Origin of the sequence: Ketogulonicigenium vulgare WSH-001 (assembly GCF_000223375.1) — a bacterium.
In the GTDB taxonomy this organism is placed as follows: Bacteria; Pseudomonadota; Alphaproteobacteria; order Rhodobacterales; family Rhodobacteraceae; genus Ketogulonicigenium; species Ketogulonicigenium vulgare.
In genome coordinates this window covers 2,476,099-2,500,000 of sequence record NC_017384.1, presented here as the reverse complement: position 1 = coordinate 2,500,000, position 23,902 = coordinate 2,476,099, and the positions used below count along the sequence as shown (strand labels likewise).

Annotated in this window: 24 protein-coding genes (1 of these 24 cut by a window edge); 11 read left to right on the top strand and 13 right to left on the bottom strand. The window is 62.9% G+C overall.

The window, feature by feature from the left end; all coding sequences use genetic code 11:
• Window positions 1–2,163 carry the 5' portion of an ATP-dependent chaperone ClpB gene (gene clpB / locus KVU_RS12445; RefSeq protein ID WP_014538078.1) on the bottom strand. 450 nt of this gene lie to the left of the window's left edge, so only the first 2,163 of its 2,613 coding nucleotides appear in the window; the start codon lies at window positions 2,161–2,163; the stop codon falls past the left edge of the window.
• Window positions 2,164–2,342: 179 nt separating this feature from the next.
• Here clpB and pyrF point away from each other — a divergent pair, with 179 nt between their 5' ends.
• Window positions 2,343–3,047 carry an orotidine-5'-phosphate decarboxylase gene (pyrF, locus tag KVU_RS12440; RefSeq protein WP_014538077.1) on the top strand — a complete coding sequence of 235 codons (705 nt, stop codon included), beginning with the start codon at window positions 2,343–2,345 and terminating at the stop codon, window positions 3,045–3,047.
• On the opposite strand, the gene KVU_RS12435 is transcribed toward pyrF, so the two are convergent.
• Both KVU_RS12435 and KVU_RS12430 read right to left on the bottom strand, forming a co-directional pair.
• Window positions 3,044–3,322: an NfeD family protein gene (locus KVU_RS12435; protein ID WP_013382859.1), complete on the bottom strand. Its 279-nt coding sequence runs from the start codon at window positions 3,320–3,322 to the stop codon at window positions 3,044–3,046. The genes pyrF and KVU_RS12435 overlap by 4 nt on opposite strands.
• Window positions 3,319–4,200, bottom strand: coding sequence for an SPFH domain-containing protein (locus KVU_RS12430; protein WP_013382858.1), 882 nt, complete (start codon window positions 4,198–4,200; stop codon window positions 3,319–3,321). The genes KVU_RS12435 and KVU_RS12430 overlap by 4 nt, the downstream gene beginning before the upstream one ends.
• A gap of 125 nt (window positions 4,201–4,325) precedes the next feature.
• Between KVU_RS12430 and KVU_RS12425 the strand changes: the two genes are divergently transcribed.
• On the top strand, window positions 4,326–5,582 hold the full coding sequence (locus KVU_RS12425; protein WP_014538076.1) for a DNA polymerase IV: 1,257 nt from the start codon (window positions 4,326–4,328) through the stop codon (window positions 5,580–5,582).
• Here KVU_RS12425 and KVU_RS12420 read toward each other — a convergent pair.
• From KVU_RS12420 to KVU_RS12410, 3 genes are read right to left on the bottom strand one after another with little or no spacing between them, the layout of a single operon-like run.
• Window positions 5,579–5,812, bottom strand: a complete 234-nt coding sequence (locus KVU_RS12420; protein WP_014538075.1) for a DUF1272 domain-containing protein — start codon at window positions 5,810–5,812, stop codon at window positions 5,579–5,581. The genes KVU_RS12425 and KVU_RS12420 overlap by 4 nt on opposite strands.
• 46 nt (window positions 5,813–5,858) lie before the next feature.
• Window positions 5,859–7,454: a phosphoglycerate dehydrogenase gene (gene serA, locus KVU_RS12415; protein WP_013382855.1), complete on the bottom strand. Its 1,596-nt coding sequence runs from the start codon at window positions 7,452–7,454 to the stop codon at window positions 5,859–5,861.
• A 59-nt stretch (window positions 7,455–7,513) separates the two neighbouring features.
• Window positions 7,514–8,659, bottom strand: a complete 1,146-nt coding sequence (locus tag KVU_RS12410; RefSeq protein WP_013382854.1) for a phosphoserine transaminase — start codon at window positions 8,657–8,659, stop codon at window positions 7,514–7,516.
• 236 nt (window positions 8,660–8,895) lie between these two features.
• On the opposite strand from KVU_RS12410, the gene KVU_RS12405 reads away from it, so the two are divergent.
• Window positions 8,896–9,429 (top strand): hypothetical protein, encoded by a 534-nt coding sequence (locus KVU_RS12405; RefSeq protein WP_013382853.1) that lies wholly within the window; start codon window positions 8,896–8,898, stop codon window positions 9,427–9,429.
• 118 nt (window positions 9,430–9,547) lie between these two features.
• On the top strand, window positions 9,548–10,306 hold the full coding sequence (locus tag KVU_RS12400; RefSeq protein ID WP_013382852.1) for a TerC family protein: 759 nt from the start codon (window positions 9,548–9,550) through the stop codon (window positions 10,304–10,306).
• Window positions 10,307–10,321: 15 nt separating this feature from the next.
• Here KVU_RS12400 and KVU_RS12395 read toward each other — a convergent pair whose 3' ends face one another.
• Together KVU_RS12395 and KVU_RS12390 are read right to left on the bottom strand one after the other, a co-directional pair.
• Window positions 10,322–10,873: an HdeD family acid-resistance protein gene (locus tag KVU_RS12395; RefSeq protein WP_013382851.1), complete on the bottom strand. Its 552-nt coding sequence runs from the start codon at window positions 10,871–10,873 to the stop codon at window positions 10,322–10,324.
• Window positions 10,874–10,968: 95 nt separating this feature from the next.
• Window positions 10,969–11,415: a winged helix-turn-helix transcriptional regulator gene (locus tag KVU_RS12390; protein WP_013385589.1), complete on the bottom strand. Its 447-nt coding sequence runs from the start codon at window positions 11,413–11,415 to the stop codon at window positions 10,969–10,971.
• A gap of 85 nt (window positions 11,416–11,500) precedes the next feature.
• Here KVU_RS12390 and KVU_RS12385 point away from each other — a divergent pair, with 85 nt between their 5' ends.
• Window positions 11,501–12,349, top strand: coding sequence for an SDR family oxidoreductase (locus KVU_RS12385; protein WP_013385588.1), 849 nt, complete (start codon window positions 11,501–11,503; stop codon window positions 12,347–12,349).
• Here KVU_RS12385 and KVU_RS12380 read toward each other — a convergent pair.
• Window positions 12,346–13,659 (bottom strand): amidohydrolase family protein, encoded by a 1,314-nt coding sequence (locus KVU_RS12380; protein ID WP_013385587.1) that lies wholly within the window; start codon window positions 13,657–13,659, stop codon window positions 12,346–12,348. The two genes, KVU_RS12385 and KVU_RS12380, sit on opposite strands and share 4 nt — an antisense overlap.
• A 145-nt stretch (window positions 13,660–13,804) precedes the next feature.
• Between KVU_RS12380 and KVU_RS12375 the strand changes: the two genes are divergently transcribed.
• From KVU_RS12375 to KVU_RS12365, 3 genes are all read left to right on the top strand, one after another.
• Window positions 13,805–14,737, top strand: coding sequence for a 2-hydroxyacid dehydrogenase (locus KVU_RS12375; RefSeq protein ID WP_013385586.1), 933 nt, complete (start codon window positions 13,805–13,807; stop codon window positions 14,735–14,737).
• Window positions 14,738–14,806: 69 nt separating this feature from the next.
• Window positions 14,807–15,682, top strand: coding sequence for a phosphoserine phosphatase SerB (serB, locus tag KVU_RS12370; RefSeq protein WP_013385585.1), 876 nt, complete (start codon window positions 14,807–14,809; stop codon window positions 15,680–15,682).
• Between the two features lie 2 nt (window positions 15,683–15,684).
• Window positions 15,685–16,437 (top strand): TSUP family transporter, encoded by a 753-nt coding sequence (locus KVU_RS12365; RefSeq protein WP_013385584.1) that lies wholly within the window; start codon window positions 15,685–15,687, stop codon window positions 16,435–16,437.
• Here KVU_RS12365 and KVU_RS12360 read toward each other — a convergent pair.
• From KVU_RS12360 to KVU_RS12345, 4 genes are read right to left on the bottom strand one after another with little or no spacing between them, the layout of a single operon-like run.
• Window positions 16,434–18,137, bottom strand: coding sequence for an ABC transporter ATP-binding protein (locus tag KVU_RS12360; RefSeq protein WP_013385583.1), 1,704 nt, complete (start codon window positions 18,135–18,137; stop codon window positions 16,434–16,436). The genes KVU_RS12365 and KVU_RS12360 overlap by 4 nt on opposite strands.
• 54 nt (window positions 18,138–18,191) lie before the next feature.
• The gene (gene yaaA, locus KVU_RS12355; RefSeq protein ID WP_013385582.1) at window positions 18,192–18,980 is read right to left on the bottom strand and encodes a peroxide stress protein YaaA; all 789 of its coding nucleotides are present in this window, start codon (window positions 18,978–18,980) and stop codon (window positions 18,192–18,194) included.
• Window positions 18,981–19,007: 27 nt separating this feature from the next.
• Complete coding sequence (gene recQ / locus KVU_RS12350; protein WP_013385581.1) at window positions 19,008–21,047, bottom strand: DNA helicase RecQ; 2,040 nt, start codon at window positions 21,045–21,047, stop codon at window positions 19,008–19,010.
• A gap of 3 nt (window positions 21,048–21,050) precedes the next feature.
• Entirely contained in the window at window positions 21,051–21,338 is a 288-nt protein-coding gene (locus KVU_RS12345) for a YggT family protein (protein WP_013385580.1), read from the bottom strand.
• A gap of 133 nt (window positions 21,339–21,471) precedes the next feature.
• Here KVU_RS12345 and mepA point away from each other — a divergent pair, with 133 nt between their 5' ends.
• The 3 genes from mepA (at window position 21,472) to KVU_RS12330 (ending at window position 23,900) form a co-directional block, all read left to right on the top strand.
• A complete protein-coding gene (gene mepA, locus KVU_RS12340) occupies window positions 21,472–22,371 on the top strand; it encodes a penicillin-insensitive murein endopeptidase (protein WP_013385579.1) in 900 nt (299 codons plus the stop codon).
• Window positions 22,344–23,195, top strand: a complete 852-nt coding sequence (locus KVU_RS12335) for an esterase-like activity of phytase family protein (protein ID WP_013385578.1) — start codon at window positions 22,344–22,346, stop codon at window positions 23,193–23,195. Before mepA ends, KVU_RS12335 begins: the two co-directional genes overlap by 28 nt.
• Before the next feature lie 78 nt (window positions 23,196–23,273).
• Window positions 23,274–23,900, top strand: coding sequence for a queuosine precursor transporter (locus tag KVU_RS12330; RefSeq protein WP_013385577.1), 627 nt, complete (start codon window positions 23,274–23,276; stop codon window positions 23,898–23,900).
• Window positions 23,901–23,902: the final 2 nt, after the last annotated feature.

The window sequence follows — 23,902 nt, the reverse complement described above, 5'->3', positions numbered from 1 at the left end:
CGCTTGCGAGCCAAGGTTCGATGTCAGCACGATCAGCGTCTGTTTGAAGTCGACCGTGCGCCCCTGGCCATCCGTCAGCATCCCGTCGTCCAGCACTTGCAGCAGAACGTTGAACACATCGGGGTGGGCCTTTTCCACCTCGTCGAACAGCACGACCTGATAGGGTCTGCGCCGCACGGCCTCGGTCAGAACGCCGCCTTCTTCATAGCCGACATAGCCCGGAGGCGCACCGATCAGTCGCGCGACCGAATGCTTTTCCATGAATTCCGACATGTCGATCCGCACCATCGCAGTGTCGTCGTCGAACAGGAATTCAGCCACGGCCTTGGTCAGCTCGGTCTTGCCCACACCTGTCGGGCCGAGGAACAGGAAACTGCCCAGCGGGCGGTTTTCATCATTCAGCCCAGCGCGCGCGCGGCGGACGGCGTTGGCGACAGCATGGACCGCCTCGCGCTGACCGATGACGCGGCGGCCCAGCTCGTCCTCCATCCGCAGCAGCTTGTCGCGCTCGCCTTCCAGCATGCGGGCGGTCGGGATACCGGTCCAGCGCTCGACCACTTCGGCGATCTGCTCGGGGCGGACGGTCTCTTCGACCATGACGCTTTCTGCCGTATCCGCCGCCGCGATATCGCGTTCCAGCTGCGGGATAATGCCATAGGACAGCTCGCCCGCCTTGCCGAGGTTCCCCTCGCGCTTGGCGATCTCCAGCTCGGCCCGTGCCTTTTCCAGCTTTTCTTTCAGGCCGCGCGCAGCTTCCATCTGGTCACGTTCCGACTGCCATTTGGCGGTCAGGCTGGCGGCGCGTTCTTGCAGATCCGACAGCTCACGTTCCAGCTTTTCAAGGCGATCCTTGCTGGCGGTGTCATCTTCCTTCTTCAGCGCCTCGGCCTCGATCTGCTTTTGCAGCACTTCGCGGTCCAGCGCGTCGAGCTCCTCGGGCTTGCTGTCCACTTCCATGCGCAGACGGCTGGCAGCCTCGTCCACAAGGTCGATGGCCTTATCGGGCAGGAAACGGTCGGTGATATAGCGATGCGACAATTGCGCCGCCGCCACCAAAGCCGAATCCGAGATCCGCACCCCGTGGTGCAGCTCGTATTTCTCTTTGATGCCGCGCAGGATGCTGATCGTATCCTCGACATTGGGTTCGGCCACGACGATGGGCTGGAACCGGCGGGCGAGCGCGGCGTCCTTCTCTATATACTTACGGTATTCGTCCAGCGTGGTCGCGCCGACGCAATGCAACTCGCCCCGTGCCAGCGCAGGCTTGATCAGGTTCGCCGCATCCATCGCACCATCGGCCTTGCCGGCACCGACCAGCGTGTGGATCTCGTCAATGAACAAGATCACCTCGCCCGCGGCGGCTTCGATCTCTTTCAGGATCGACTTCAGACGTTCCTCGAATTCGCCGCGATATTTCGCACCGGCGATCAGCGACCCCATATCCAGCGCCAACAGCTTTTTGTTGCGCAACGATTCAGGCACGTCGCCGTTGATGATGCGCAGAGCAAGGCCCTCGGCAATCGCGGTCTTACCCACGCCCGGCTCGCCGATCAGGATCGGGTTATTCTTGGTGCGGCGCGACAGCACCTGCATGGCGCGGCGGATTTCCTCGTCCCGGCCAATGATCGGGTCGATCTTGCCGGCCGCGGCATCCTCGGTCAGGTCGCGCGCATATTTCTTCAGCGCGTCAAAGCCGTCCTCGGCCCCGGCACTATCGGCGGTGCGACCCTTGCGGATATCATTGATGGCGGTGTTCAGCCCCTGCGGCGTCACGGCACCGGCGTCCAGCGCCTCTTTCGCCTTGGACTTGACCAGCGCCAGCGCCGTCAGCAGCCGTTCCACGGTGACGAAACTATCGCCCGCCTTGGTCGAGATCTGTTCCGCCTCGTCCAGCACGCGGCCGGTCAGCGAATCAAGGTACACCTGCCCCGCATCGCCCGACACTTTCGGCAGGCGGCTGACAGCCAGATCCACAGCCTCGCGCACGCGATCGGCCGCGCCACCTGCGCGGTTGATCAGATTGGCGGACAGACCTTCGGGATCGTCCAGCAGGGCTTTCAGAATATGTTCGGGCAAAAGGCGCTGATGCCCTTCGCGCATGGCAATCGTCTGAGCGGCTTGCAAAAAACCACGAGACCGCTCGGTGAACTTCTCTAAGTTCATGTGCATTCTCCCTTTCAAAGCGCCCCGGATGGTGATGACGCCCGCCCATGCGGCACGTCCCTATTGGGGCCTCTGGGCCATAATTGGGCATGTTGCGCTTATGATACAAGTGCGCCCGCGCCCTATTTGAATTGACTTGCCCGCCCCGCCCGTCCAGAAGGCAACCGTTTGTTCAGGAGATGCCCCAGATGCCACATGTTGATGACCGCCTTATCGTCGCCCTTGATGTTCCCAACGCCATCGCGGGCCTGCAACTGGCCGAAAAGCTGGGCGATGCGGCAAGCTTTTACAAGATCGGCCTGGGGATGCTGACCACCGGCGGCATGGCCCTTGCGCGCGAGCTAAAGGACGAACATGGCAAGCGCGTCTTTCTGGATATGAAACTGTTCGATATCGGCGCAACGATTGAATCGGCCGCGCGCGGCATCGCGCAGTTCGACCTCGATTTCCTGACCGTCCACGGCGATCCCCATGTGGTCAATGCCGCCAAACAGGGCGCGGCAGGCAAAGACCTGAAAATCCTCGCGGTGACGATCCTAACCTCGCTTGACCGCGCCGATCTGGATGCGGGCCTGATCCGCAGCGGTGACATCCCCGAGATCGTCGCCGAGCGTGCCGCCCGCGCCTTTGCCGCCGGTGCCGATGGCGTCATCGCCAGCCCGCAAGAGGCCGCGCTGATCCGCGCCCTGCCCGAGGCCGCCGGTCGCCTGATCGTCACCCCCGGCGTGCGCCCCGCAGGCGCGGCTTTGGGCGATCAAAAACGTGTCGAAACCCCCGCCAGCGCGATTGCCGCAGGGGCGGATCATATCGTTGTCGGCCGCCCGATCTGGCAAGCGGCAGATCCCGCCGCCGCCGCCCGCGCTATCGTGGCCGAGCTGCCCTAACGGCGATTATCGTTGATATCATCGCGGAAGGTGCGACGCTCGCCCTTCCGCGCGCCAAAGGCCAGACGCAGCGCGATATAGGCCGCCAGCGAAAACAGCGCGAACATGAGCAGCAGCCACGGCACCGACGTCAGCCCCAGCAGCACCACGATCCCCGTCAGCACCGCGCCAATCGCAAAGCCCAAGAATATGAACGCGGGCACGACCACTTCGATGATCGCAAAGACGACCCCCGCGCAGACCCAGGCCCACCAGACGGTCATCAGCGCCGTCATTTCAGCCGTCCCCCCAGCATCTTGAACGCATCGGCAAAGGCATCCAGCGCATTTGCCGGCAACACGATGGTCTGGTTGCCATTCGCGCCAGACAGTTTCGTCAGCCCCTCGACCTGTTTCAGCGCGACCTGATACTGCGCCGCCTCTAGGCCGTTTTTGGCGATCGCCTCGGCGACGACGCCCGTGGCATAGGCCTCGGCATCCGCCTCGATCCGGCGGGCTTTCGCGCCCTGTTCGGCGGCATATAGATCGGCGTCCGCCTGCAATTCGACCGCGCGTTTGCGCCCTTCGGCCTCGGTCACGACGGCGCGGCGGGCGCGTTCGGCGTTCAACTGCTGCAGCATCGCCGAGCGGGTCGCCTGATCCAGATTCACATCCAGAATCTCGGTGCGGGTCACCTCGATCCCCCAGTCATCGACCTGATCGGCCAGTTGAACACGGATCGCCTCGATCAGCTGGCCGCGGTTGGACTGCACCTGATCCAGCTCGATCCGGCCAATTTCCGACCGCACGATCCCCGCCACCGTGGTCTGGATCGCCGCATCCACATCGCGGATACGGTAGACAGATTTTTCCGGGTCATTGATGCGATAAAAGACCGAGGTTTCGACCGAAACCAGCACGTTATCCGAGGTGATGGCATCTTGCTCGGTCGCAGGCATCTGCCGTTCCAGCACCGAGATGCGATGCGCCACGCGGTCAAGGAAGGGCACGATAAAGTTGATCCCCGGCCCCAGCACCGAATGCAGACGGCCAAACCGCTCGATCACGAATTTTTCGGACTGCGGCACGATGCGAATGCCCCAGAAAATGCTGATGACGACAAAGGCCGCCACCAAAATCAGGATCAGGCCCGTTCCGGATATATCGCTGGGCATTGCTGCCTCCTTTGCAAATCTGCGTAGATTTTTGGCATTTTCGGCCTAAAGGTCAAGAAAAACAGGATATTCACCGGCGACAAGCTGCCACTTTCACGTTCTGTTCCGCCCTGCTATTATGGGTCATGCCCAGCCTGTGCCGCTCTTGTCTGTCCGTCTTCGACGATGCGCCGCCGCGCTGCCCGGCGTGCCGCAGCCCGCGTATGCTGTCCCATCCCGAACTTTTCGACCTTGGCATTGCCCATATGGATTGCGACGCTTTCTTTGCCAGCGTGGAAAAGCGCGACAATCCCGCACTGCAGGACAAGCCCTTGATCGTCGGCGGCGGTACGCGGGGCGTCGTGTCGACCTGCTGCTATATTGCGCGGGTGCGCGGCGTGCGCTCGGCCATGCCGATGTTTCAGGCCAAAAAGCTCTGCCCCGATGCGGTGGTCGTGCCGCCGCGCATGTCTGTCTATGCCGAGGTCTCGCGCCAGATCCGCGCCATGATGGACGCGCTGACCCCCGCGATCGAGCCGCTCTCACTGGACGAAGCGTTCTTGGATCTGCGCGGCACCGCCCGCCTGCACCACGCCCCGCCCGCGCTGGTCATGGCGCGGCTGGTGCGCCGGATCGAACAGGAATTGGGACTGACGGCCTCGGTCGGGCTGTCGCATAACAAATTCCTGGCCAAGATCGCCTCTGATCTGGAAAAGCCGCGCGGGTTTTCGGTGATCGGTCAGGCCGAGACGCTGGCTTTCCTTGCGCCCAAATCCGTGCGGATGATCTGGGGCATCGGCCCTGCGGGACAGGAACAGCTGGAACGTGCCGGTATCCGCACCTTTTCCGACATCACCCGCTGGGACAGACAGGCCCTGCACGAGCGGTTCGGCGCGATGGGCAGCCGCCTCTATCACCTTGCACGCGGGCAGGACGCCCGCCCCGTCGCCCCCGACCGCGCGCTCAAAGGCATCTCGAACGAGACGACGTTTGACGTGGATACATCCGACCCCGATCTGCTGGATGGCCATATCTGGCGCATGGCGGAAAAGGTATCGGGGCGCGCGAAGGCGCATGATATGGCGGGCTGGACGGTGACGCTGAAACTGAAACGCGCCAACCACACGCTGATCACGCGGGCGCGCAAGCTGGATCGGCCGACACAATTGGCCGATGCGATCTACCGCACCGCCCGCCACCTGTTTGATGCGGTCGGCAACCAAGGGCCCTATCGCCTGCTGGGCGTTGGTATCAGTGACCTGCTGCCCGCACGCGATGACGATCGCCAAACCGACCTGCTGGACCCCGATGCGCCCAAACGCGCCGGGGCGGAACGCGCCACCGACGCGATCCGCGCCCGCTTTGGCAAGGATGCGATCATCAAGGGGCGCAGCCTGCGTTAGGCGCGCGGCTTGAATACCCGCGTCGTCGAGGCTGGATGGCGCAGCAGCGCGGCGGGCGGGCGCACAGGGCGGCGCACCAGCTCGCCCGCGCAATTGGGGCAAATACCGCCCAAGACATCCTCGGCGCAATCGACGCAGAAGGTGCATTCAAAGGTGCAAATCCGCGCATCGCGCGATTCTGGCGGCAGGTCGCGGTCGCAGCATTCGCAACCGGGTCTCAGTTCCAACATCTTATCCCCCGACATAAAGAAAATGGGGCCCTGAGGCCCCATTCTTTTAGTTCACATCGAAATGCATCGCCGTCACCTGGCCAAACTTGCCAGAGGCGCGAACCTTGTCCAGCACCGCCTCGTCGGGGCGGCCATCGACATAAAGCACCGCAATCGCCTCGCCGCCCTGATCCGCGCGGCCAAGGGTGAAGTTCGCGATATTGACGCCATTCTCGCCCAAGATACCGCCCAGAGTGCCGATCACACCGGGGACGTCTTTGTTGGTCGTATAGATCATATCGGCACCGATCTCGGCATCGACGTTGATCTCTTTGATCTGGATAAAGCGCGGCTTGCCATCGCTGAACACGGTGCCAGCCACCGAACGGGTGCGCTGCTCGGTGGTGACGGTGACTTTGATATAGCCTTCAAACGCGCCGGCTGCATCTTGCTGCGTGGTCGATATCTTGATCCCGCGATCCTTTGCGATGACCGGCGCAGACACAAGGTTGGTATCGGGGTTGAACTTGCGCATGATGCCCGCAATCACGGCCGAGTTCAGCGCCTTCAGGTTCATGGTCGAGGCCACGCCATCAAACAGGATATTGATCGCGACAATCGGCTCGTTGGTCATCTGACCGATGAAATTGCCAAGATGACCCGCCAGTTTGATCCACGGGCCCATGATCTTGGCTTCTTCGGCCGTGACTGATGGCATGTTCAGCGCATTGGTCACCGCGCCGGTCAGCAGGTAATCGGCAATCTGTTCGGCCACTTGCAGCGCGACATTTTCCTGCGCTTCGCTGGTCGATGCGCCAAGGTGGGGCGTCACGACAACGTTGGGCAGGTTGAACAGCGGGCTTTCCGTTGCAGGCTCGACCTCGAACACGTCGAAAGCGGCGCCGGCGACATGTCCGGATTTGATCGCCTCGGCCAGCGCGGCTTCGTCCACCAGACCGCCACGGGCGCAGTTGACGATACGCACACCGGGCTTGGTCTTGGCGATCGCCTCGGCCGACAGGATATTGCGGGTCGCATCGGTCAGCGGCACGTGCAGCGTGATGAAATCGGCGCGGGCCAACAGATCATCCAGCTCGACCTTTTCGATCCCCAGTTGCGTTGCGCGATCTTCGGTCAAGAAGGGGTCATAGGCGACAACCTTCATACGCAGACCTTTGGCACGGTCACAGACGATCGAGCCGATATTGCCCGCACCGATGACGCCCAGCGTCTTGGCGGTCAGCTCGACCCCCATGAAGCGCGACTTTTCCCATTTGCCCGCATGGGTCGAGGCCGACGCCTCGGGGATCTGGCGCGCCACGGCCATCATCATTGAAATGGCATGTTCGGCGGTGGTGATCGAATTGCCAAAGGGGGTGTTCATCACGATGATGCCCTTTTTCGACGCGGCGGGAATGTCGACGTTATCGACACCGATCCCGGCGCGGCCGATCACCTTCAGATTGGTGGCTTGCTCGATCAGCTTTTCGGTGACCTTGGTCGCCGAACGGATCGCCAGCGCGTCGTAATTGCCGATGATCTCGGCCAGCTTTTCTTTGTCTTTACCCAGCTTGGGCTGGAAGTCGACCTCGATGCCGCGATCACGGAAGATCTGCACGGCGGCGTCAGAGAGTTCGTCGGAAATCAGAACCTTGGGAGCCATTTTCAGGTATCCTTGGTGAAAATTTTAGGGGGTCTGCGGGCGCTTTGGCCCGCAGTGAATTACGCTTGAGCGGCGAGTTCGGCCTGATAGGCCCACTCGAGCCAGGGCAGCATCGCGGCGACATCAGCCGTCTCGACCGTCGCACCGCACCAGACGCGCAGGCCCGCAGGCGCATCGCGATAGGACGCCGCATCCAGCGCCGCGCCCTCGGCCTCAAGGCGTTTTGCAACGCCCTTGGCAAAAGCCGCGCCGTCTTTGATGGCGGGGTTGGTGAATTTCAGGCAGACCGAGGTGTTCGACCGCGTGGCCGCATCCTCGGCCAGATTGTCGATCCAGTCGCGCGTGGCGCAAAAATCAAAGATCGCCTGCGAATTGGCGTCGGCGCGCGCCTGCAGCCCTGTGAAACCGCCGACCGATTTGGCCCAGTTCAGCGCAAAGATGTAATCCTCGACACAGAGCATCGACGGGGTGTTGATCGTCTCGCCAACAAAGATCCCCTCGATCAGCTTACCCTTCGAGGTCAGGCGGAAGATCTTGGGCAGCGGCCATGCGGGGGTGTAGCTTTCCAGACGCTCGACCGCGCGGGGCGACAGGATCAGAACACCGTGGCCACCCTCGCCGCCCAGCACTTTTTGCCAGCTAAAGGTGACGACATCCAGCTTGTCCCAGGCCAGATCCTGCGCGAATGCGGCCGAGGTCGCATCGCAAATGGTCAGGCCGGCGCGGTCCGCGGGGATCGCATCGCCGCTGGGCAGGCGCACGCCCGAGGTGGTGCCGTTCCACGTGAAAACAACGTCTTTGTCGAAATCGACGGTGGCAAAATCAACGATCTGCCCATAGGGGGCTTTTTTGATCTCGGCGTCCAGCTTTAGCTGTTTGACGACATCGGTGACCCAACCCTCGCCAAAGCTTTCCCAAGCCAGCATTTCCACCGGGCGCGCGCCCAGCAGCGACCACAGCGCCATTTCCACAGCGCCGGTGTCCGAGGCAGGCACGATACCGATGCGGTAATCAGCCGGAACGCCCAACACTTCGCGTGTCAGGTCGATCGCCTCTTTCAATTTCTTTTTGCCAATCGCGGCACGGTGCGAGCGGCCGACGGGCGCGTCGGACAAGGCTTCAAGCGACCATGTCGGGGGTTTTGCGCAGGGGCCCGAGGAAAAACGCGGGTTCGCCGGCAGCGCAGCCGGTTTGGTGGTGGTCATGTCTGGTATCCTTACAGATAATCGCCCCCCGTTGGGGAGGGGTGTCCCACCGCCGTGGCTACTCTTGCCCCAAAGTAAAATCAAGTGATGTTTTTACGGCACCTGCCGCCTGATGTGGCTTTATGACAACGGATGCGCGCGAAGTATCATGGGCGCTGTCGCGGCCCCTGCGGACATATTGCCGAAGCTACGCAAGCCCGCTATCGCGCACGGCTTCAGCACCAAAGGATAGCCCATTGAAAACCTTCGCCATTCCTGCTGCCGCTTTGGCGGTATCGCTTGTCGCCAGCCCCTTGTTCGCCCAAAGCACTGACACGCTGCAATACGCCATCTATGGCGGCGCAGGCGTCTCAAGCGATGACCGCGAGGCGAACGATCATACGCAGCTGGCGATCGGCATGATGTATAAGGTCACGAACAGCCCGCTGGTTGTCGGCTTTGACATCGCGCGCGAGGGGATCAAATCCGATTCGACCTGGTATCGCAGCAACGCAGACCGCACAGCGATGTCGTTCAACTTTCTGGTCGGTGCGAACCTGTATCAAAGCGGCACGCATCGCATCGACGCCGCCCTGCTGGCTGGCGTGCGCGAAGAGGCGCAGTCCTGCCGTCGGTCCTATCTCGGATATCAATGCTATGCCGATACGGCGCCCAACGTGGATTACACCGGCAACTTTGGCGCCGTGCTGACGGTCTCGTTCGATCGTTTCGTCATTGGCGCGCGCGCCACCAGCGAAAGCACGCAATTGCTGGTCGGCTTCCGTTTCTAAGACTTAAACAACCGGAAAGCCCCGGCATTTCCCGGGGCTTTTGCCCTTCAAGCCGCATGGACTTCGCAATGGCGCGGGTGCATCGTTGGCACAGACTCACCCGATGAAGGGCATTTAAATGCAAGGGTTCATGGCCGCGATGGCCGATCCGGCGGCCTGGGCCGCGCTGGTCAGCCTGATCGCGATGGAGATTGTGCTGGGGATCGACAACCTTGTCTTTCTGGCATTGCTGACCAATCAGCTTCCCGAACATATGCGCCCGATGGCGCGCGCTGTGGGCCTTGGGCTGGCGCTGATCGTGCGGCTGATCGGGCTGGCCGCGATTGCCTGGGTGGTGACACTGACGACGCCCGTGTTCAGCGCCTTTGGCCACGGTTTTTCGGTCCGCGATATGATCCTGATCGGCGGCGGGCTGTTCCTGATCTGGAAAGCGACGGTCGAGATCAGCCATATGATCAACCCCGACTTTTCCGAGGAAGACGCCGGGCCAAAGGTTGGCGCCGCCAGCTTGATGATCGTCATCGTACAGATCCCGATTTTCGATATCATCTTCTCGGTCGACAGTATCATTACGGCCGTCGGCATGACCGATCATCTGCCGGTGATGATGATCGCGGTGGGCGTGGCGATATTGGTGATGCTGTTCGCGTCAGGGCCGCTGGCGCGGTTCTTGCAAGATTACCCCAGCCTGACCGTGCTGGCGCTGGGGTTCTTGCTGCTGATCGGCGCGACGCTGGTGGCAGATGGCTTTGGCAGCCACTTTCCGCGCGGCTATATCTATAGCGCGATGGCGTTTTCGGCAGTGGTCGTGGCGCTGGATCTGATGATGCGGCGCGCGGCGCGCATCCGGCGGGTCAAGGGGCGGCGCCTGAAATAGCGCCGCCGGATGGCTTTATTTACGGGCGGCGAAGGCCAGGAAGATCGCCGCCCAGCCCTGCAACAGCAGGTCGATGGCAAGGATTGCGCCCAGCACAAACAGGCTGTTCACCGGCCAGCCGATCAAGATCACAAGGCCCGCAAGCGTTGTGACCACGCCCGCCAGCACGATCCACCATTTGCCAAGGTCGGGATCGACGCGCCATCCCATGATGATCCGCACGACTCCGCCGACAATCAGCACCGCGCCCAGCAGCAGCGTCAGCACCGAGCTGGCAAAGACCGGGTTGGAAAAGGTGACAAAGCCTGCCGCGATATAGATCAGGCCGCCGATCAGCCAATAAAGACGGCTCCAGCCGGTGGCGCGAAAGACCTGCACGATCTGCGCGGCGCCCCCCAGGATCATCAACAGGCCGACGTAGTAAACCGATGCGACGGTGGCAAGGAACAGATTGCCCAGTGCCAGCACGCCCGCAAGCACCATGACGATTCCAGCGGCCAGGATCCATCCCCAGTTGCGCCGCAGCTCGTCCCGCACCTCAGTTCCGAATGAAAGCAGAAACGCCATTTTGGCCTCCTCTGATAGGCTTTCATCGGGGACATAGCCTTGTTTGCAAGGACTTTCTTCCCCGTGGGGAAGGTTTTCCGCCCCATGCGCTGACGCTAGGACATTTCCGTGTGGGTTTCACCAGAAAGTTGCACAATGTTTGACGCATCGCGCGTTGCGCCAGACTGTGCGGCGGCCAGCAGGCGGTCAAGGTTATCTTCGGCCCAGCCCGCCAGCGCGGTGACTTTCTCGGCCGCCTCATGGCCGATGGGGGTCAGCACATATTCCACATGGGGCGGCACGGTTTTGAAATCGATCCGCTGCACGATGCCATCGGCTTCCAGCGCTTGTAGGGTTTGGGCCAACATCCTCTCGCTGACGCCATCGACGCGGCGACGCAGGGTGCTGAACCGCTGCTGACCGTCCAGCATCAGCGCGACCATCACCAGCACACCCCAGCGGCTGGTCAAATGCGACAGCACACGGCGCGAGGGGCATTTACTGCTGAGGACATCAGCCGCCAGCATATCTTCGCCGTGTTTGCGCAGGATCTGGGGATTCATGACACTTACCTTTTTGTAGGTTCTTACATTTCGTAAGTCTTGGCGCATATGATGGTGCAGAGCCATGGATGCAAGGAGAATCGCCATGACAATCGCTGTTACAGGGGCCACCGGCCAGCTCGGTCGCCTGGTTATTGCGCAGTTGAAGGAAAAAGTGCCCGCCGATCAGATCGTCGCGCTGGTGCGCGATGTGGCCAAGGCCGCAGATCTGGGCGTCACCGCCCGCGCCGCCGATTACAGCCAGCCCGATAGTCTGGAAGTTGCGCTGGCAGGCGTTGATAAGCTGCTGCTGATCTCGTCCAGCGAAGTCGGCCAGCGCGCCGCCCAGCATGCCAATGTGATCGCCGCTGCGAAATCCGCGGGCGTCACGCATATCATCTATACCAGCCTGCTAAAGGCTGACGAATCGCCCCTGTCGCTGGCGGATGAGCACCGCGAGACCGAGGCGCTGCTGAAGGCATCCGGCCTGACCTATACGATCCTGCGCAACGGCTGGTATACGGAAAACTACACCGGCAACCTTGCGGGTTCGGTTGCGGCTGGCGGTCTGATCGGAAGTGCGGGCGAGGGTCGCATCGCATCTGCCCCGCGCGCAGATTTCGCAGCCGCCGCTGTCGCTGTGCTGACCGGCACCGGCCACGAGGGTAAAACCTATGAGCTGGCGGGCGATACATCCTATACGCTGGCCGAACTGGCTGCCGAAGTGGCGGCGCAAACCGGCAAGCCCATCGCCTATAATCATCTGGCCGAGGCGGATTATGCCAAGACGCTGGAAGGCTTTGGCATTCCCGCCAGCTTTGCCGAGGCGATCGCCTCGTGGGACACGGGTGCCTCGAACGGCGCGCTGCACCACGAGGGGAATGACCTGTCGCGGCTGATCGGTCGCCCGACCACGCCGCTGGCCGATGTCGTGCGCGATGCGCTGAAGGGTTAAGACCCGACCCGCTGCACACCGTCCGTCCAGACCACTACGATATTGGGACGGCTGGCGGTGTGCAGCACCTTTTCCAGCAGGCGCAGGCCTGTGGCACCAAACGGGCGAATGGTGCCCTCGGCGCGCAATGTGTCAATCGCCATCGCGTCAAATTTCATCCCCACTTCGAACGCGCCGACCGGCAGGCCCAGTGCCTGTGCGCCGCCACGCGTGGCAAGGTGGAAGGCCGTTGCCATATCAATCGCGGGTTCGGCCGTGCCACGCGCGTCCGCCGCGATATCCGCATCCACACCGCGCGCGCGAATGCGCGAGGCAGCGACCGTCATGCGCGCCGCCTCGAAAATCGAGGGGTTCGGGCCGCCCGAGATATCGGTGCCAAGGCCGGTGTTCAGCCCGATATCCAGCGCGCGGCGCAGCGGAAACACCGCCCCCGCAAAATAGGCGTTCGAGGCCGCGCAATGCGCAACGCCCGCGCCGTGATCGCGGAGCAGCTCCATATCGGACGCGCTCAGATGCGTGCCATGGGCAAAGACGGAATATTCGCGCAGCAACCCGTAATGGGCAAAACTTTCGGCGTCCGAACGCCCGGTGCGGGCGCGCACAAACCCGTGCTGCCAGTCGGATTCGGAAATATGCGATTGCACACGCACGCCGGTCTCGGCCGCAAGCTTGCCTAGGCCATGCAGACATTCATCGGTGCAGCTGGGAATGAAACGCGGCGTGATCGCGGGGGCGACCAGACCGTCCTTGCCCGCAATCGCGTGGATATGGTCGATGACGGCGCGGGTGCCGTCAATGGCGTCAGTGGCCGAGGCATCGCGGTAGAAATCGGGGCAAGCATCGGGGTCGTCCATCGCGACCTTGCCGATCACGGCGCGCTGGCCACGGCTGAGGCAGATCTCGGCCAAAAGGTTCGTCGCAGGCACATGGATCGTCGCAAAATGCAGCGCGGATGTGGTGCCAAGCGCCAGCATATCGGCGATAAGCGTATCATAGACCGTGCGGGCGAAATCCAGATCGGCGTAACGCGCCTCGAGCGGGAAAGTATAATGCTGCAGCCAATCCTCGAGTGGCAGGTCCAGCGCGCTGCCGAGCTGTGGATATTGCGGCGCATGGACATGCAGATCGACAAAGCCGGGGATCAGGATCTGGCCAGCGGGCAGCACCAGCGCATCGGGGTGATCGGCGCCCTCGGTCACTGCGACAATCGTGCCGGTCTCGTCCAGCGAGATCAGCACATCGGTGAATTCCTGTACCTCGCCCAGACGGGGCGCGTGAAACGCATGGGCTTTGATATGGTGCAGGCGCATCGCGGACTCCTTTATGGGCATGAACGCGGTTTAGCGCTGTGCACAGGTCAAGGCAAATGCGGCAATGCTTGCCAAGGCGCGGGAATTGGGCAAGCCTGCGCCCCGTTAGTCTGTCCCGCCACTTACCCGAACAGAAGAAGCCCCCATGACAATCGAACTTTTGCAGACCTCGCCCCTTGCCCCCGCGCTGGTCGAAAAGATGCGCGCGCATTTCACCGTGCATCAGCTGTATAATGCCCCCGACCCCGAGGCGCTGCTGGCCGAGGTCGGCCCCCGCATCCGCGCCGCGACCAGTGGCGTTGCGCCCGCAGATCTGATCGCGCGCCTGCCAGCGCTAGAGATCGTCGCCAACTTTGGCGCGGGCTATGACAAGGTTGATACCGATGCCTGCGCCGCGCGCGGCATTCGCGTCACCAATGCGCCTGCCCAGATGCTGAACGACGTGGTGGCCGAGCTGACCGTCGGGATGATGATCGGGCAGGAGCGCCGCATCGCTTGGCACGATGATTTTGTGCGCGCCGGCAAATGGCTGACGGGCCATGCGCCCCTGACCGGCACATTGACGGGCAAAAAGGCCGGTATCGTCGGCATGGGCCGCATCGGGATCGAGATTGCGGAACGTCTGGTGCCGATGAAGATGGAAATCCTTTATACCGCCCGCAGCGCAAAGCCCGAGCTGCCCTATCGCTATGTGGCGGATCTGGTGGAACTGGCGCGCGAAGTGGATTGGCTGGTCGTCATCGTGCCGGGCGGCGCGGGCACGTCAAAGCTGATCTCGCGCGAGGTGCTGGAGGCTTTGGGGCCACAGGGTCAGATCGTGAATCTGGCGCGCGGCACCGTCATTGACGAAGCCGCCATGGTCGAGCTGCTGCAAGCGGGCGGCTTGGGCGGCGCGGCGCTGGATGTGTTCGAGAACGAGCCGCAGGTGCCCGAAGCGCTGTTTGCCATGGAGAATGTGCTGCTGCTGCCCCATATCGGCGGCGCGGTCGAGGCGGCGCGCACTGCGATGGGCGATCTGATGCTGGGCAATCTGCTGGCGCATTTCGAGGGCCGCCCCCTACTGACGCCCGTGGTCTAAGCAGCTTCCCTTGCGGCGCGGGCGGCACTAGAAGGGGGCAAATCCCCTTCCCTGCCCGCGCGAGGCCCCATGTTTACCGCAACGCTTTTGACCGATCCGCAGAACCCCGCTTTAGAGGGCGGGCTGATCGCTGCGCTTTCCAAAACATGGGGCGGCGGCGAGGCCCGCTGGCTGGCGGCGGGGGAAGCCGCGGAATTCGACATGCCCGCCCTGCCCGCCGATCAATGGCAGGCTTGGGCTGATCTGCAGGCCATCGGCGTTGATCTGGTGGTGCAGCCATCGGCAGGCCGCAAAAAGCACCTGCTGCTGGCGGATATGGATTCGACCATGATCCGGCAGGAATGCATTGATGAGCTGGCCGCCGAGGCCGGCGTTGGCCCCCGCGTCGCCGATATCACCGCCCGCGCGATGAATGGCGAATTGGATTTCAACGCCGCCCTGCGCGAACGTGTCGGCCTGCTGAAGGGACTGGACGAGAGCGTCATCGACCATGTGCTGGCGACGCGCATTACCTATACCCCCGGCGGGCGCGATCTGATCGCGACGATGAAGGCGAACGGCGCCTATTGCGCGCTGGTCTCGGGCGGGTTCACCGCCTTTACCGCCCGCGTCGGCGCGGCGCTGGGGTTCGACGAGAACCGCGCCAATACGCTGCTGGCGGCGGATGGCCGACTGACGGGCGAGGTCGCCGATCCGATCCTGGGCCGCGAAGCCAAGGTTGCCGCACTCGAAGAGCTGCGCGCGCGTCTTGGCCTTGGGTATGAGGCGGTGATGGCGGTGGGCGACGGCGCGAATGATCTGGGGATGCTGGATCTGGCTGGTGCGGGCGTTGCGCTGCACGCAAAACCCGCCGTGGCGGCGCAATGCGATATCCGCATCAATCACGGCGATCTGTCGGCACTGCTGTTCATTCAGGGCTATACCCGCGCGGAATTCGCGGCCTGATCATGTTGGAAGTCGCACCTGATATTCTGATGCTGCTGATCGCGGCCGCATTTCTTGCGGGCGTCGTCGATTCCATTGCGGGCGGCGGCGGGCTAATCACCCTGCCGGTGCTGATGCTGGCAGGCGCACCGCCGGTGACCGCGATTGCCACCAACAAGATCCAAGGCGTCTTTGGCACGGCGATGGCGACCTATAGCTATGCGCGGGCGGGGCATGTGGACTTACGCAAACAGATCTGGCCTGCCGCTGCGGCCTTTGTCGCATCGGTGCTGGGCGCGCTGCTGACCAGTTCGCTGCCGGTCGAGGCGATCCGCATGGGCCTGCCGATCCTGCTGATCGGTATCGCGCTGTTTTTCGCGCTGAAGCCGGGCCTCAATGATATCGACCGCCGCCAGCGCATCACGCCGCTGCTGTTTGGGGCCAGTGTCGTGCCGCTGGTCGGGTTCTATGACGGTTTGGTCGGACCCGGCGCGGGGGCGTTCTATATGATCGGCTTTGTCGCGCTGGCCGGTTACGGCGTGCTAAAGGCCACGGCGCATACCAAACTTTTGAACCTGTCGTCGAATGTGGGCGGGATGCTGGCCTTTGCCGTGGTCGCAACCCCGTGGTGGATCACGGGGCTGCTGATGGGGCTGGCGCAGGTCGCGGGCGCCTATGTTGGATCGCGCCTTGCCATGCGGGTCGGCGCCAAGATCATCAAACCGCTGCTCGTCATCACCTCGACGGTGCTCGCGATCCGCCTGTTGATGGGTTAAGCGGCGTCCAGACGCGCATAACGACCACCTGCGGCGACCAGCTCGGCATGGGTGCCGGTCTCGATAATCTGACCGTCTTCCATGACGAAAATGCGGTCGGCATTGCGGATCGTTGCCAGCCGGTGCGCGATGACCAGCGTGGTGCGGCCAACGGCCAGACGGTCGAGGGCGCCTTGGATCTCGCGCTCGGTCTGGGTATCGAGGGCGGATGTCGCCTCGTCGAGGATCAGGATCGGCGGGTTCTTCAGGAACAGGCGCGCGATGGCGACGCGCTGTTTCTGGCCACCCGACAGCATGACGCCGCGCTCGCCCACGATGGTATCGAGGCCTGCGGGCATACCGGCGATCATATCGGATAGCTGCGCAAGGGCGGCGGCCTCCATAATCTCGGCATCAGTCGCACCCAGGCGGCCATAGCCGATATTGTCGCGCAAGGTGCCGCCGAACAGATAGACATCTTGGCTGACGATACCGACTTGGGCCCGAAGGCTGGCCAGCGTCAGGTCGCGCAAATCGGTGCCGTTCACGGTGATCTGGCCGCCCGTCACATCATAGAATCGCGGCAGCAGCGCCAGAAGCGAGGTTTTCCCCGCGCCCGAGGGGCCGACAAAGGCCACCGTCTCGCCCGGTTTCACGGCGAACGAGACACCTTTGAGCACCTCGCGCCCGTTGGAATAGGCGAAATGCACATCGTCAAAGCGGATATCGCCGGTCAGGACGGGGGCATCTTTCGCGGTGGCGCGGTCGGCGATATCGGGGTCGATCGACATCAGTTCTTGGAAGTTCTTAAAGCCTGCGATGCCGCGGGGATACATCTCGATCACGGTGGCGATCTTATCGAGCGGGCGCAGGAACACGTTCACCAGCAGCAGAAAGCCGACGAAGCCGCCCGTGGTCAGGCTGCCGTCCAGCACAAAAGCCGCGCCTGCGACCATGACGATGATCTGCGTTGCGCGCATCCCCACATAGTTCAGCGCGTTAGAGCCTGCCATATAGCGATAGGCGTCGATTTTGGTGTTGCGATAGGCGGCATTGTCCTTGGCAAACAGTTTGCGCTCGTGTTCCTCATTACCAAAGGCCTGGACGACGCGGATACCGCCGACGTTTTCCTCGAGCCGGATGTTAAATCCCGCGACGCGGGAATAGATCGCGCGCCATGTCTGGGTCATGCGACGGCCAAAGAACAGCACCACAAGGAACGAGACCGGCACCACGATCAGCGTCAGCAGAGCAAGCGGCACATGCAGCATCGCCATCAGGCAGAACGCGCCGATAAAGGTCATCACGGCGATGAACAGATCCTCGGGGCCGTGGTGGGCGACCTCGCCGATTTCCTCAAGGTCGCGGGTGACGCGTGCGACCAATTTGCCGGTGCGCTGGGTGTCGTAATAGCTCCACGACAGCTTTTGCAGATGGTCAAAGGCGCGGCGGCGCATCTCGGTCTCGATATTGATGCCCAGTTGGTGGCCCCAATAGATCACGACATACATCAGATAGGCGTTCAGCCCGTAAACCCCCGCCAGCGCCAGCGCGGCAAAGACGGTCAGTTGCAGATCGCCCAAGGGGATCAGGCTGTCGATGAACCAGGTAATCGCCAGCGGAAAGGCAAGTTCCAAGAGGCCCGAGACAACGGCCGAGCCAAAATCAAGGATGAACAGCTTGCGCCACGGTCGGTAGTAAGAGAAAAATTCGCGCAACATCACTCGCACCCACATTCGAAATCAGGCGCAAAGAATGCCTGATGGGGCGCGAAGTCAACCCGCAGTGATGTCACGCGCGGTGGGGGATGGGCGGCTGAACACGGGCTTGCCGGGCAGGCTCTCGGGGTTCCAGCGATAGCCGCCCACGCTGAAGGCGCGCAGATCGGTCGGATCGGTGATGCGGTTATCCATCGCGAAACGCGCCATCGCGCCGCGCGCGCGCTTGGCATAGAATGACACGGTTTTACCGACGCCGTTCTTCACCTCGAGGAAGGTCGGCTCGATCACCATCAGCTTGAGCGCCTTGCGGTCGACGACTTTGAAATATTCCTGACTGGCACAATCGAGCAGGAATTCGGTGCCCAATGCCTCGGCCTGATCGTTCAGCGCGCGGGCGATGCGATCGCCCCAATAGGCATAAAGCGTGTTGCCTTTTTCCGTGGTCAGGCGGCGACCCATTTCCAGACGATAGGCCTGGATCGCGTCCAGCGGGCGCAGCATTCCGTAAAGGCCGGACAGAATCCGCAAATGATCCTGCGCATAGGACAAAGCCGGTGCATCCAGCGTGGCCGCATCAAAGCCCTGATAGGTATCGCCGTTGAATGTATAGATCGCGGCCTTTTCATGATCCGGGCCGGGATGATTGGCAAAGCTTTGGAAGCGCGTGCGGTTCAGCTGCGCCAGTTCTTCGGACAGATCCATCATGGCGCGGATCTCGGCCACGGATTTTTGCTTCATCAAGCCCGCCAGATGCGCGGCGTCCTTTTGCCAGGCGGGCCGGGTCGTCGTGGTCGGGTTCGGCGTCAGATCCAGCGCCTTGGCAGGCGAAATTACACAAAGCACGGGCAGCAGTCCTTATTGGTCGCGGGTCTAGTTTGCGCGCTCTATGGCGCGAAGAAAAGCCGCGCCGAAGCGCTCGGCGTGTTTTTCGCCGATCAGGCGGGTCATCGCATCCATGTCATGGGGGCGCGCCTTGGCCACGCGCGCGAGTTCCGCCGACGACAGGCTCATGGGTTTGTCAAAGCCGCTGGTCCCCCGCTGCAGATCGGCCTGCGCCGCCAGCAGCAGGTCATAAAGCTGCCCGCCCGCCTGTCCGGCAAGCCTGCGGCGCATCGGATGCAGGCGCGCGGCCTCGCCGGTCAGAACGGCAAGGAATTCCTCGCCATAAAGCTCCAGCTTTTTCACGCCGACGCCGCTGATGCGGGCCATATCGTCAAGGGTCTCGGGCTGCGCGGCGACCATTTCGGCCAAGGTCTTGTCGGGAAAGATGACATAGGCGGGCACGCCCTGTGCCTTCGCCAGCGCCGCGCGTTTGGCGCGCAGGGCGGAAAACAGCGGCGCATCCTCCTCGGCCACAATGGCACGCACGGTGGGGGCGGATTTCGCGACCTTCAACGCATCAGATCGCAAGGTGACCGGCTGTTCGCCCTTGAGCACGGGACGCGCGGCCTCGGTCAGGTAAAGCGCACCGTGGCGGGCGCTGTCGGGGCGCAAAAGGTCGAGGCCCATCATCTGGCGGAACATGCCCTGCCACTGCGGCCGCGACCAGCCATTGCCGACGCCAAAGGTCGGCAGGGCATCATGGCCACGCTCGCGCAGTTTATCGGTCGCATTTCCGGTCAGGATATCAATGATATGGCCCGCGCCAAAGCTTTGCGCGGTGCGGGCGATGGCAGACAGCGCCATGCGCACGGGCGTCGTCGCATCGAACAAAGCGGGCGGCGCATCGCACAGATCGCAGTTCTGGCACGGCGGCGGCGGTGCCTCGCCAAAATAGGTGAGCAACCCGTGGCGGCGGCAGGTCTGCGCCTCGGCCAGACCCAGAAGGGCGTTCAGGCGGGCATGGTCGGCGGCCTTGCGGTCATCGGGGGCGGCGCCTTCGTCGATCTGGGCGCGGCGGTAACGGATATCGTCGGCGCCAAACAGCGTCAGCGTCTCGGCCGGGGCACCGTCGCGGCCGGCGCGGCCGATTTCCTGATAATAGCCCTCGATCGATTTGGGCAGATCGGCATGGGCGACCCAGCGGATATCGGGTTTGTCGATGCCCATGCCAAAAGCGATGGTGGCAACGACGATCAGCCCGTCTTCTTGCTGGAAACGCTCCTCGGTCTCGCGCCGCAGGTTCGGCTCCATGCCGCCGTGATAGTGGCAGGCGGGGATGCCCGCTTCGCGCAGGGCTTGGGCCAGCACTTCGGTCTTGGCGCGGGTGCCGCAATAGACGATACCGGACTGCCCCTTGCGCGCAGAAGCAAAGCGCAGGATCTGCTGGCGCGGTCCGTCTTTCGCCGCAAAAGCGAGGTGGATGTTCGGGCGATCAAAGCCGCGCAGAAAGGTCGCGGGGGCATGGCCGCCGAACAGCTTTTCGACAATCTCAAGCTGGGTTTCGGGGTCGGCGGTGGCGGTAAAGGCCGCCAGCGGCACATCCAGCGCGCGGCGCAATGCGCCGATGCGCAGGTAATCGGGGCGGAAATCATGGCCCCATTGGCTGACGCAATGCGCCTCGTCCACCGCGATCAGGCCGACGCCGACGCGTTCCAGCATCTGCACAGTGGCCCCGGCGGCAAGGCGTTCGGGTGCCAGATACAGCAGCTTCATCTGACCATCGGATAATGCGCGCCAGATGGCGTCATTTTCCTCGGGCGTGTTGGCGGATGTCAGCGCGCCTGCGACAACGCCCTGCTGCGTCAGCCCGCGCACCTGATCGCGCATCAGCGCAATCAGCGGCGAGACCACAACCGTCACCCCGCCCCGGCACAGCGCAGGTAGCTGATAACACAGCGACTTGCCCCCGCCTGTCGGCATGATGGCCAGCGTATTCTGGCCCTGGGTCACGGAATCGACGATTTCCTCTTGCCCGGGGCGAAAGGCGTCAAAGCCGAAGACCCTGCGCAGGGTTTCGTATTTTTGCATCAATTAATAGAAAGCGGCGGCGTTGCTGCGCAGCAGCATTTCCAGCACATAGATCGCCAGAATGACCAGCAGCGGTGCCCAGTCGATCCCGCCCATCGGCGGCACAAGGCGGCGCACGGGGGCAAAGACCGGCTCGGTGATGCGGACCAAGGTATACCAGATGCGCGCAACAATCGGCTGGCGCAGGTTCAGCACTTGGAAGGTGATCAGCCAGCTCATCGCGAAATAGATCAGGATCACATAACGCGCCAGCGCAAGGATCAGCAGCAGAAATTCCAGCAATGTCGACATGGCCCCACCTGTATCAGCACAAGAATGAACTAAGGCGAGAGGGTGCGAAGGGCAATCCCTGCCCGCCCATCAAAACCGTTTCGCCGATGACAAAGCGGTGCTAGCGTGGTGAAAACAGCATACAGGCCCCAACATGAGACCCGTCCTTGCCGCTTTAGCCATTGTGATGGCGCTTGGCGCCTGCCGCGCCGAAGGTCCCGATCCGACATTACAGGCCCATCTGTCCGACAGCCGCGTCGCGCGTGAGGCCTTTGGCTATCAAAGCACAGCCTCCAGCGCCTCGGTCGGGCCGGTGGGCGGCTATGCGGTGGGCTGTCAAGCGGGGGCGATGGCGCTGCCCGAAACAGGCCCGACATGGCAAGCGATGCGCCTGTCGCGAAATCGCAACTGGGCCCAGCCCGAGACGCTGGCCTTTGTGCAAGACCTCAGCCGCTATGCCGCGACATTGCCGGGGTGGGAGGGGCTATATGTCGGCGATATGAGCCAGCCGCGCGGCGGGCCGATGCTGTCGGGCCACGCCAGCCACCAATCCGGCCTCGATATGGATATCTGGATGCTGCCGCCCAGCCGCCTTGACCTGACCCGGAGTGAGCGCGAGGCGATCTCTTCGCGCGATATGCAGCGCGCGGGCGGGGCCTATGTGAACAGCAGCTGGACGCCCCAGCACGCCGCACTGGTGCAGCGCGCCGCCCAAGATCCCCGCACCGCGCGGATCTTTATCTTTGGCGGGGCCAAGGTTGAACTGTGCCGCACTGCGACGGGCGATCGCAGTTGGCTGAACAAGGTGCGCCCTTGGGCCGGGCATAATACCCATTTCCACGTGCGGCTGAACTGCCCCGCCGGCGCGCGCTATTGCGAGGATCAGGTGCCACCCCCGCCCGGTGACGGCTGCGCCGAGGCCGAAGAATTCGTCGCCAATATCCTGAACCCACCGCCGCCGCGTCCGCGCGATCCCAATGCGCCGCCGCCGCGCGGGCCGCTGCGGGTGAATGAACTGCCTGCGCAATGTTCGCTGGTCTTGGCCGCGCCGTAATCGCGGTCGCAGCGCTGGCCACGGGTGCGGCGGCCGAGGCCGTCGTCACCCCGTGGCACGTCGATGCGCCGTGGTTCGGGGGGTTCTCAGGGATTGATCTGTCTGATGACGGTCGTGATTTCATCGCGCTGTCGGATCGCGGCTATCTGGTGGCGGGCGCGTTCACGCGCACGGCTGATGGCGCGATTGCCGCGATCACCGTGCTGGATCACGCGCCGCTGACGGACACAGACGGCGCGGTGTTGCAAGGGCCGATGGGCGATAGCGAGGGGATCGCGCGCGCTGAGGGTGGCACGCTGTTCATCAGTTTCGAACATCAGCCGCGTGTGACGCGGCAAATGGGGCTGCATGGCTTGCCCGAAATACTGCCCCGCCACGCCGATTTCGGGGCCCTGCCCCGCAATCGCGCCCTCGAGGCGCTGGCGGTTGATTCCGGTGGCGGGCTTTACACCCTGCCCGAGGGCGGCGGGCCGGTTTACTATCTGGGGCCGGGCAGCCGTGATTGGCAGATCATTTTTCATCTGCCCACGGATGGCCAAGGCTGGGCGGCGGTGGGCGCAGATTTTGGGCCTGATGGGCGGCTTTATATTCTAGAGCGCGCCTTTCGCGGCATCGGTTTTCAATCCCGCATCCGCAGCATGACGCGCGATGGCACTGATATAAGGGGGGAATTCACCAGTGCGATGGGCCGCTTCGGCAATCTGGAGGGGATTTCCGTCTGGCAGGGCAAAGATAATCTGGTCGCCACATTGATCGCGGATGATAATTTCGGACGCCTGCTGCCCAGCCAGATCGTTGAAATACAGCTCTTGACGGGCGAGTGACGCAGGTTTAACGCGCCGCCTGTCCGGCATGTGCCGGGCCAAGTCCTCCGGTCACCTTGTCAAAACGGACAGAGATCCATGAAATTCCTCCCTGGCGTTATTGCCATGGCTGCGACTGTTGTCGCGTCCAACATCCTTGTTCAGTTCCTGATCCTTGACGGGATTCTGACCTGGGGTGCCTTCACCTATCCGATCGCCTTCCTGATCAACGAGGTCACCAACCGCGTTTACGGCCCCAAAGCCGCGCGTCAGGTGGTCTTTGCCGGTTTCGTCACCGGGATCATCTGCTCGCTGATCGGCACGCAAATCATGCTTGAATTCGGCCCCGCTGTGGCGATCCGCACGGCCTATGCCTCGGCCATTGCCTTTGGCGCGGCGCAGCTGCTGGATATTGCCGTGTTCAACCGTCTGCGCACGCAGGCGTGGTGGAAAGCGCCGCTGATCTCGTCGATCTGCGGCTCGATCCTGGACACTGTGCTGTTCTTTACCATCTCGTTCGCGCTGTTCATCACCATCTTTGGTGCGGTGGCCGACGAACAGATCGCCTGGGCGTCCGAGACCGTGCCGCTGCTGACCTTTGGGCCGGATGCGCCGCTGTGGGTCTCGCTGGCGATTGCGGATTGGGGCGTGAAAATGGCGATTGCCGTCATCGCGCTGGTGCCATTCCGCGCCTTTGTGCGTTATCTGATGGCGAGAACCGCCTAAGG

What these genes read in the sequence shown, in the direction of transcription:
- pyrF (WP_014538077.1), top strand. Translation starts at nt 2,343, where the DNA reads ATGCCCCAGATGCCACATGTTGATGACCGCCTTATCGTCGCCCTTGAT.
- KVU_RS12435 (WP_013382859.1), bottom strand. Translation starts at nt 3,322, where the DNA reads ATGACGGCGCTGATGACCGTCTGGTGGGCCTGGGTCTGCGCGGGGGTC.
- KVU_RS12430 (WP_013382858.1), bottom strand. Translation starts at nt 4,200, where the DNA reads ATGCCCAGCGATATATCCGGAACGGGCCTGATCCTGATTTTGGTGGCG.
- KVU_RS12425 (WP_014538076.1), top strand. Translation starts at nt 4,326, where the DNA reads ATGCCCAGCCTGTGCCGCTCTTGTCTGTCCGTCTTCGACGATGCGCCG.
- KVU_RS12420 (WP_014538075.1), bottom strand. Translation starts at nt 5,812, where the DNA reads ATGTTGGAACTGAGACCCGGTTGCGAATGCTGCGACCGCGACCTGCCG.
- serA (WP_013382855.1), bottom strand. Translation starts at nt 7,454, where the DNA reads ATGGCTCCCAAGGTTCTGATTTCCGACGAACTCTCTGACGCCGCCGTG.
- KVU_RS12410 (WP_013382854.1), bottom strand. Translation starts at nt 8,659, where the DNA reads ATGACCACCACCAAACCGGCTGCGCTGCCGGCGAACCCGCGTTTTTCC.
- KVU_RS12400 (WP_013382852.1), top strand. Translation starts at nt 9,548, where the DNA reads ATGCAAGGGTTCATGGCCGCGATGGCCGATCCGGCGGCCTGGGCCGCG.
- KVU_RS12395 (WP_013382851.1), bottom strand. Translation starts at nt 10,873, where the DNA reads ATGGCGTTTCTGCTTTCATTCGGAACTGAGGTGCGGGACGAGCTGCGG.
- KVU_RS12390 (WP_013385589.1), bottom strand. Translation starts at nt 11,415, where the DNA reads ATGAATCCCCAGATCCTGCGCAAACACGGCGAAGATATGCTGGCGGCT.
- KVU_RS12385 (WP_013385588.1), top strand. Translation starts at nt 11,501, where the DNA reads ATGACAATCGCTGTTACAGGGGCCACCGGCCAGCTCGGTCGCCTGGTT.
- KVU_RS12380 (WP_013385587.1), bottom strand. Translation starts at nt 13,659, where the DNA reads ATGCGCCTGCACCATATCAAAGCCCATGCGTTTCACGCGCCCCGTCTG.
- KVU_RS12375 (WP_013385586.1), top strand. Translation starts at nt 13,805, where the DNA reads ATGACAATCGAACTTTTGCAGACCTCGCCCCTTGCCCCCGCGCTGGTC.
- serB (WP_013385585.1), top strand. Translation starts at nt 14,807, where the DNA reads ATGTTTACCGCAACGCTTTTGACCGATCCGCAGAACCCCGCTTTAGAG.
- KVU_RS12365 (WP_013385584.1), top strand. Translation starts at nt 15,685, where the DNA reads ATGTTGGAAGTCGCACCTGATATTCTGATGCTGCTGATCGCGGCCGCA.
- KVU_RS12360 (WP_013385583.1), bottom strand. Translation starts at nt 18,137, where the DNA reads ATGTTGCGCGAATTTTTCTCTTACTACCGACCGTGGCGCAAGCTGTTC.
- recQ (WP_013385581.1), bottom strand. Translation starts at nt 21,047, where the DNA reads ATGCAAAAATACGAAACCCTGCGCAGGGTCTTCGGCTTTGACGCCTTT.
- KVU_RS12345 (WP_013385580.1), bottom strand. Translation starts at nt 21,338, where the DNA reads ATGTCGACATTGCTGGAATTTCTGCTGCTGATCCTTGCGCTGGCGCGT.
- mepA (WP_013385579.1), top strand. Translation starts at nt 21,472, where the DNA reads ATGAGACCCGTCCTTGCCGCTTTAGCCATTGTGATGGCGCTTGGCGCC.
- KVU_RS12335 (WP_013385578.1), top strand. Translation starts at nt 22,344, where the DNA reads ATGTTCGCTGGTCTTGGCCGCGCCGTAATCGCGGTCGCAGCGCTGGCC.
- KVU_RS12330 (WP_013385577.1), top strand. Translation starts at nt 23,274, where the DNA reads ATGAAATTCCTCCCTGGCGTTATTGCCATGGCTGCGACTGTTGTCGCG.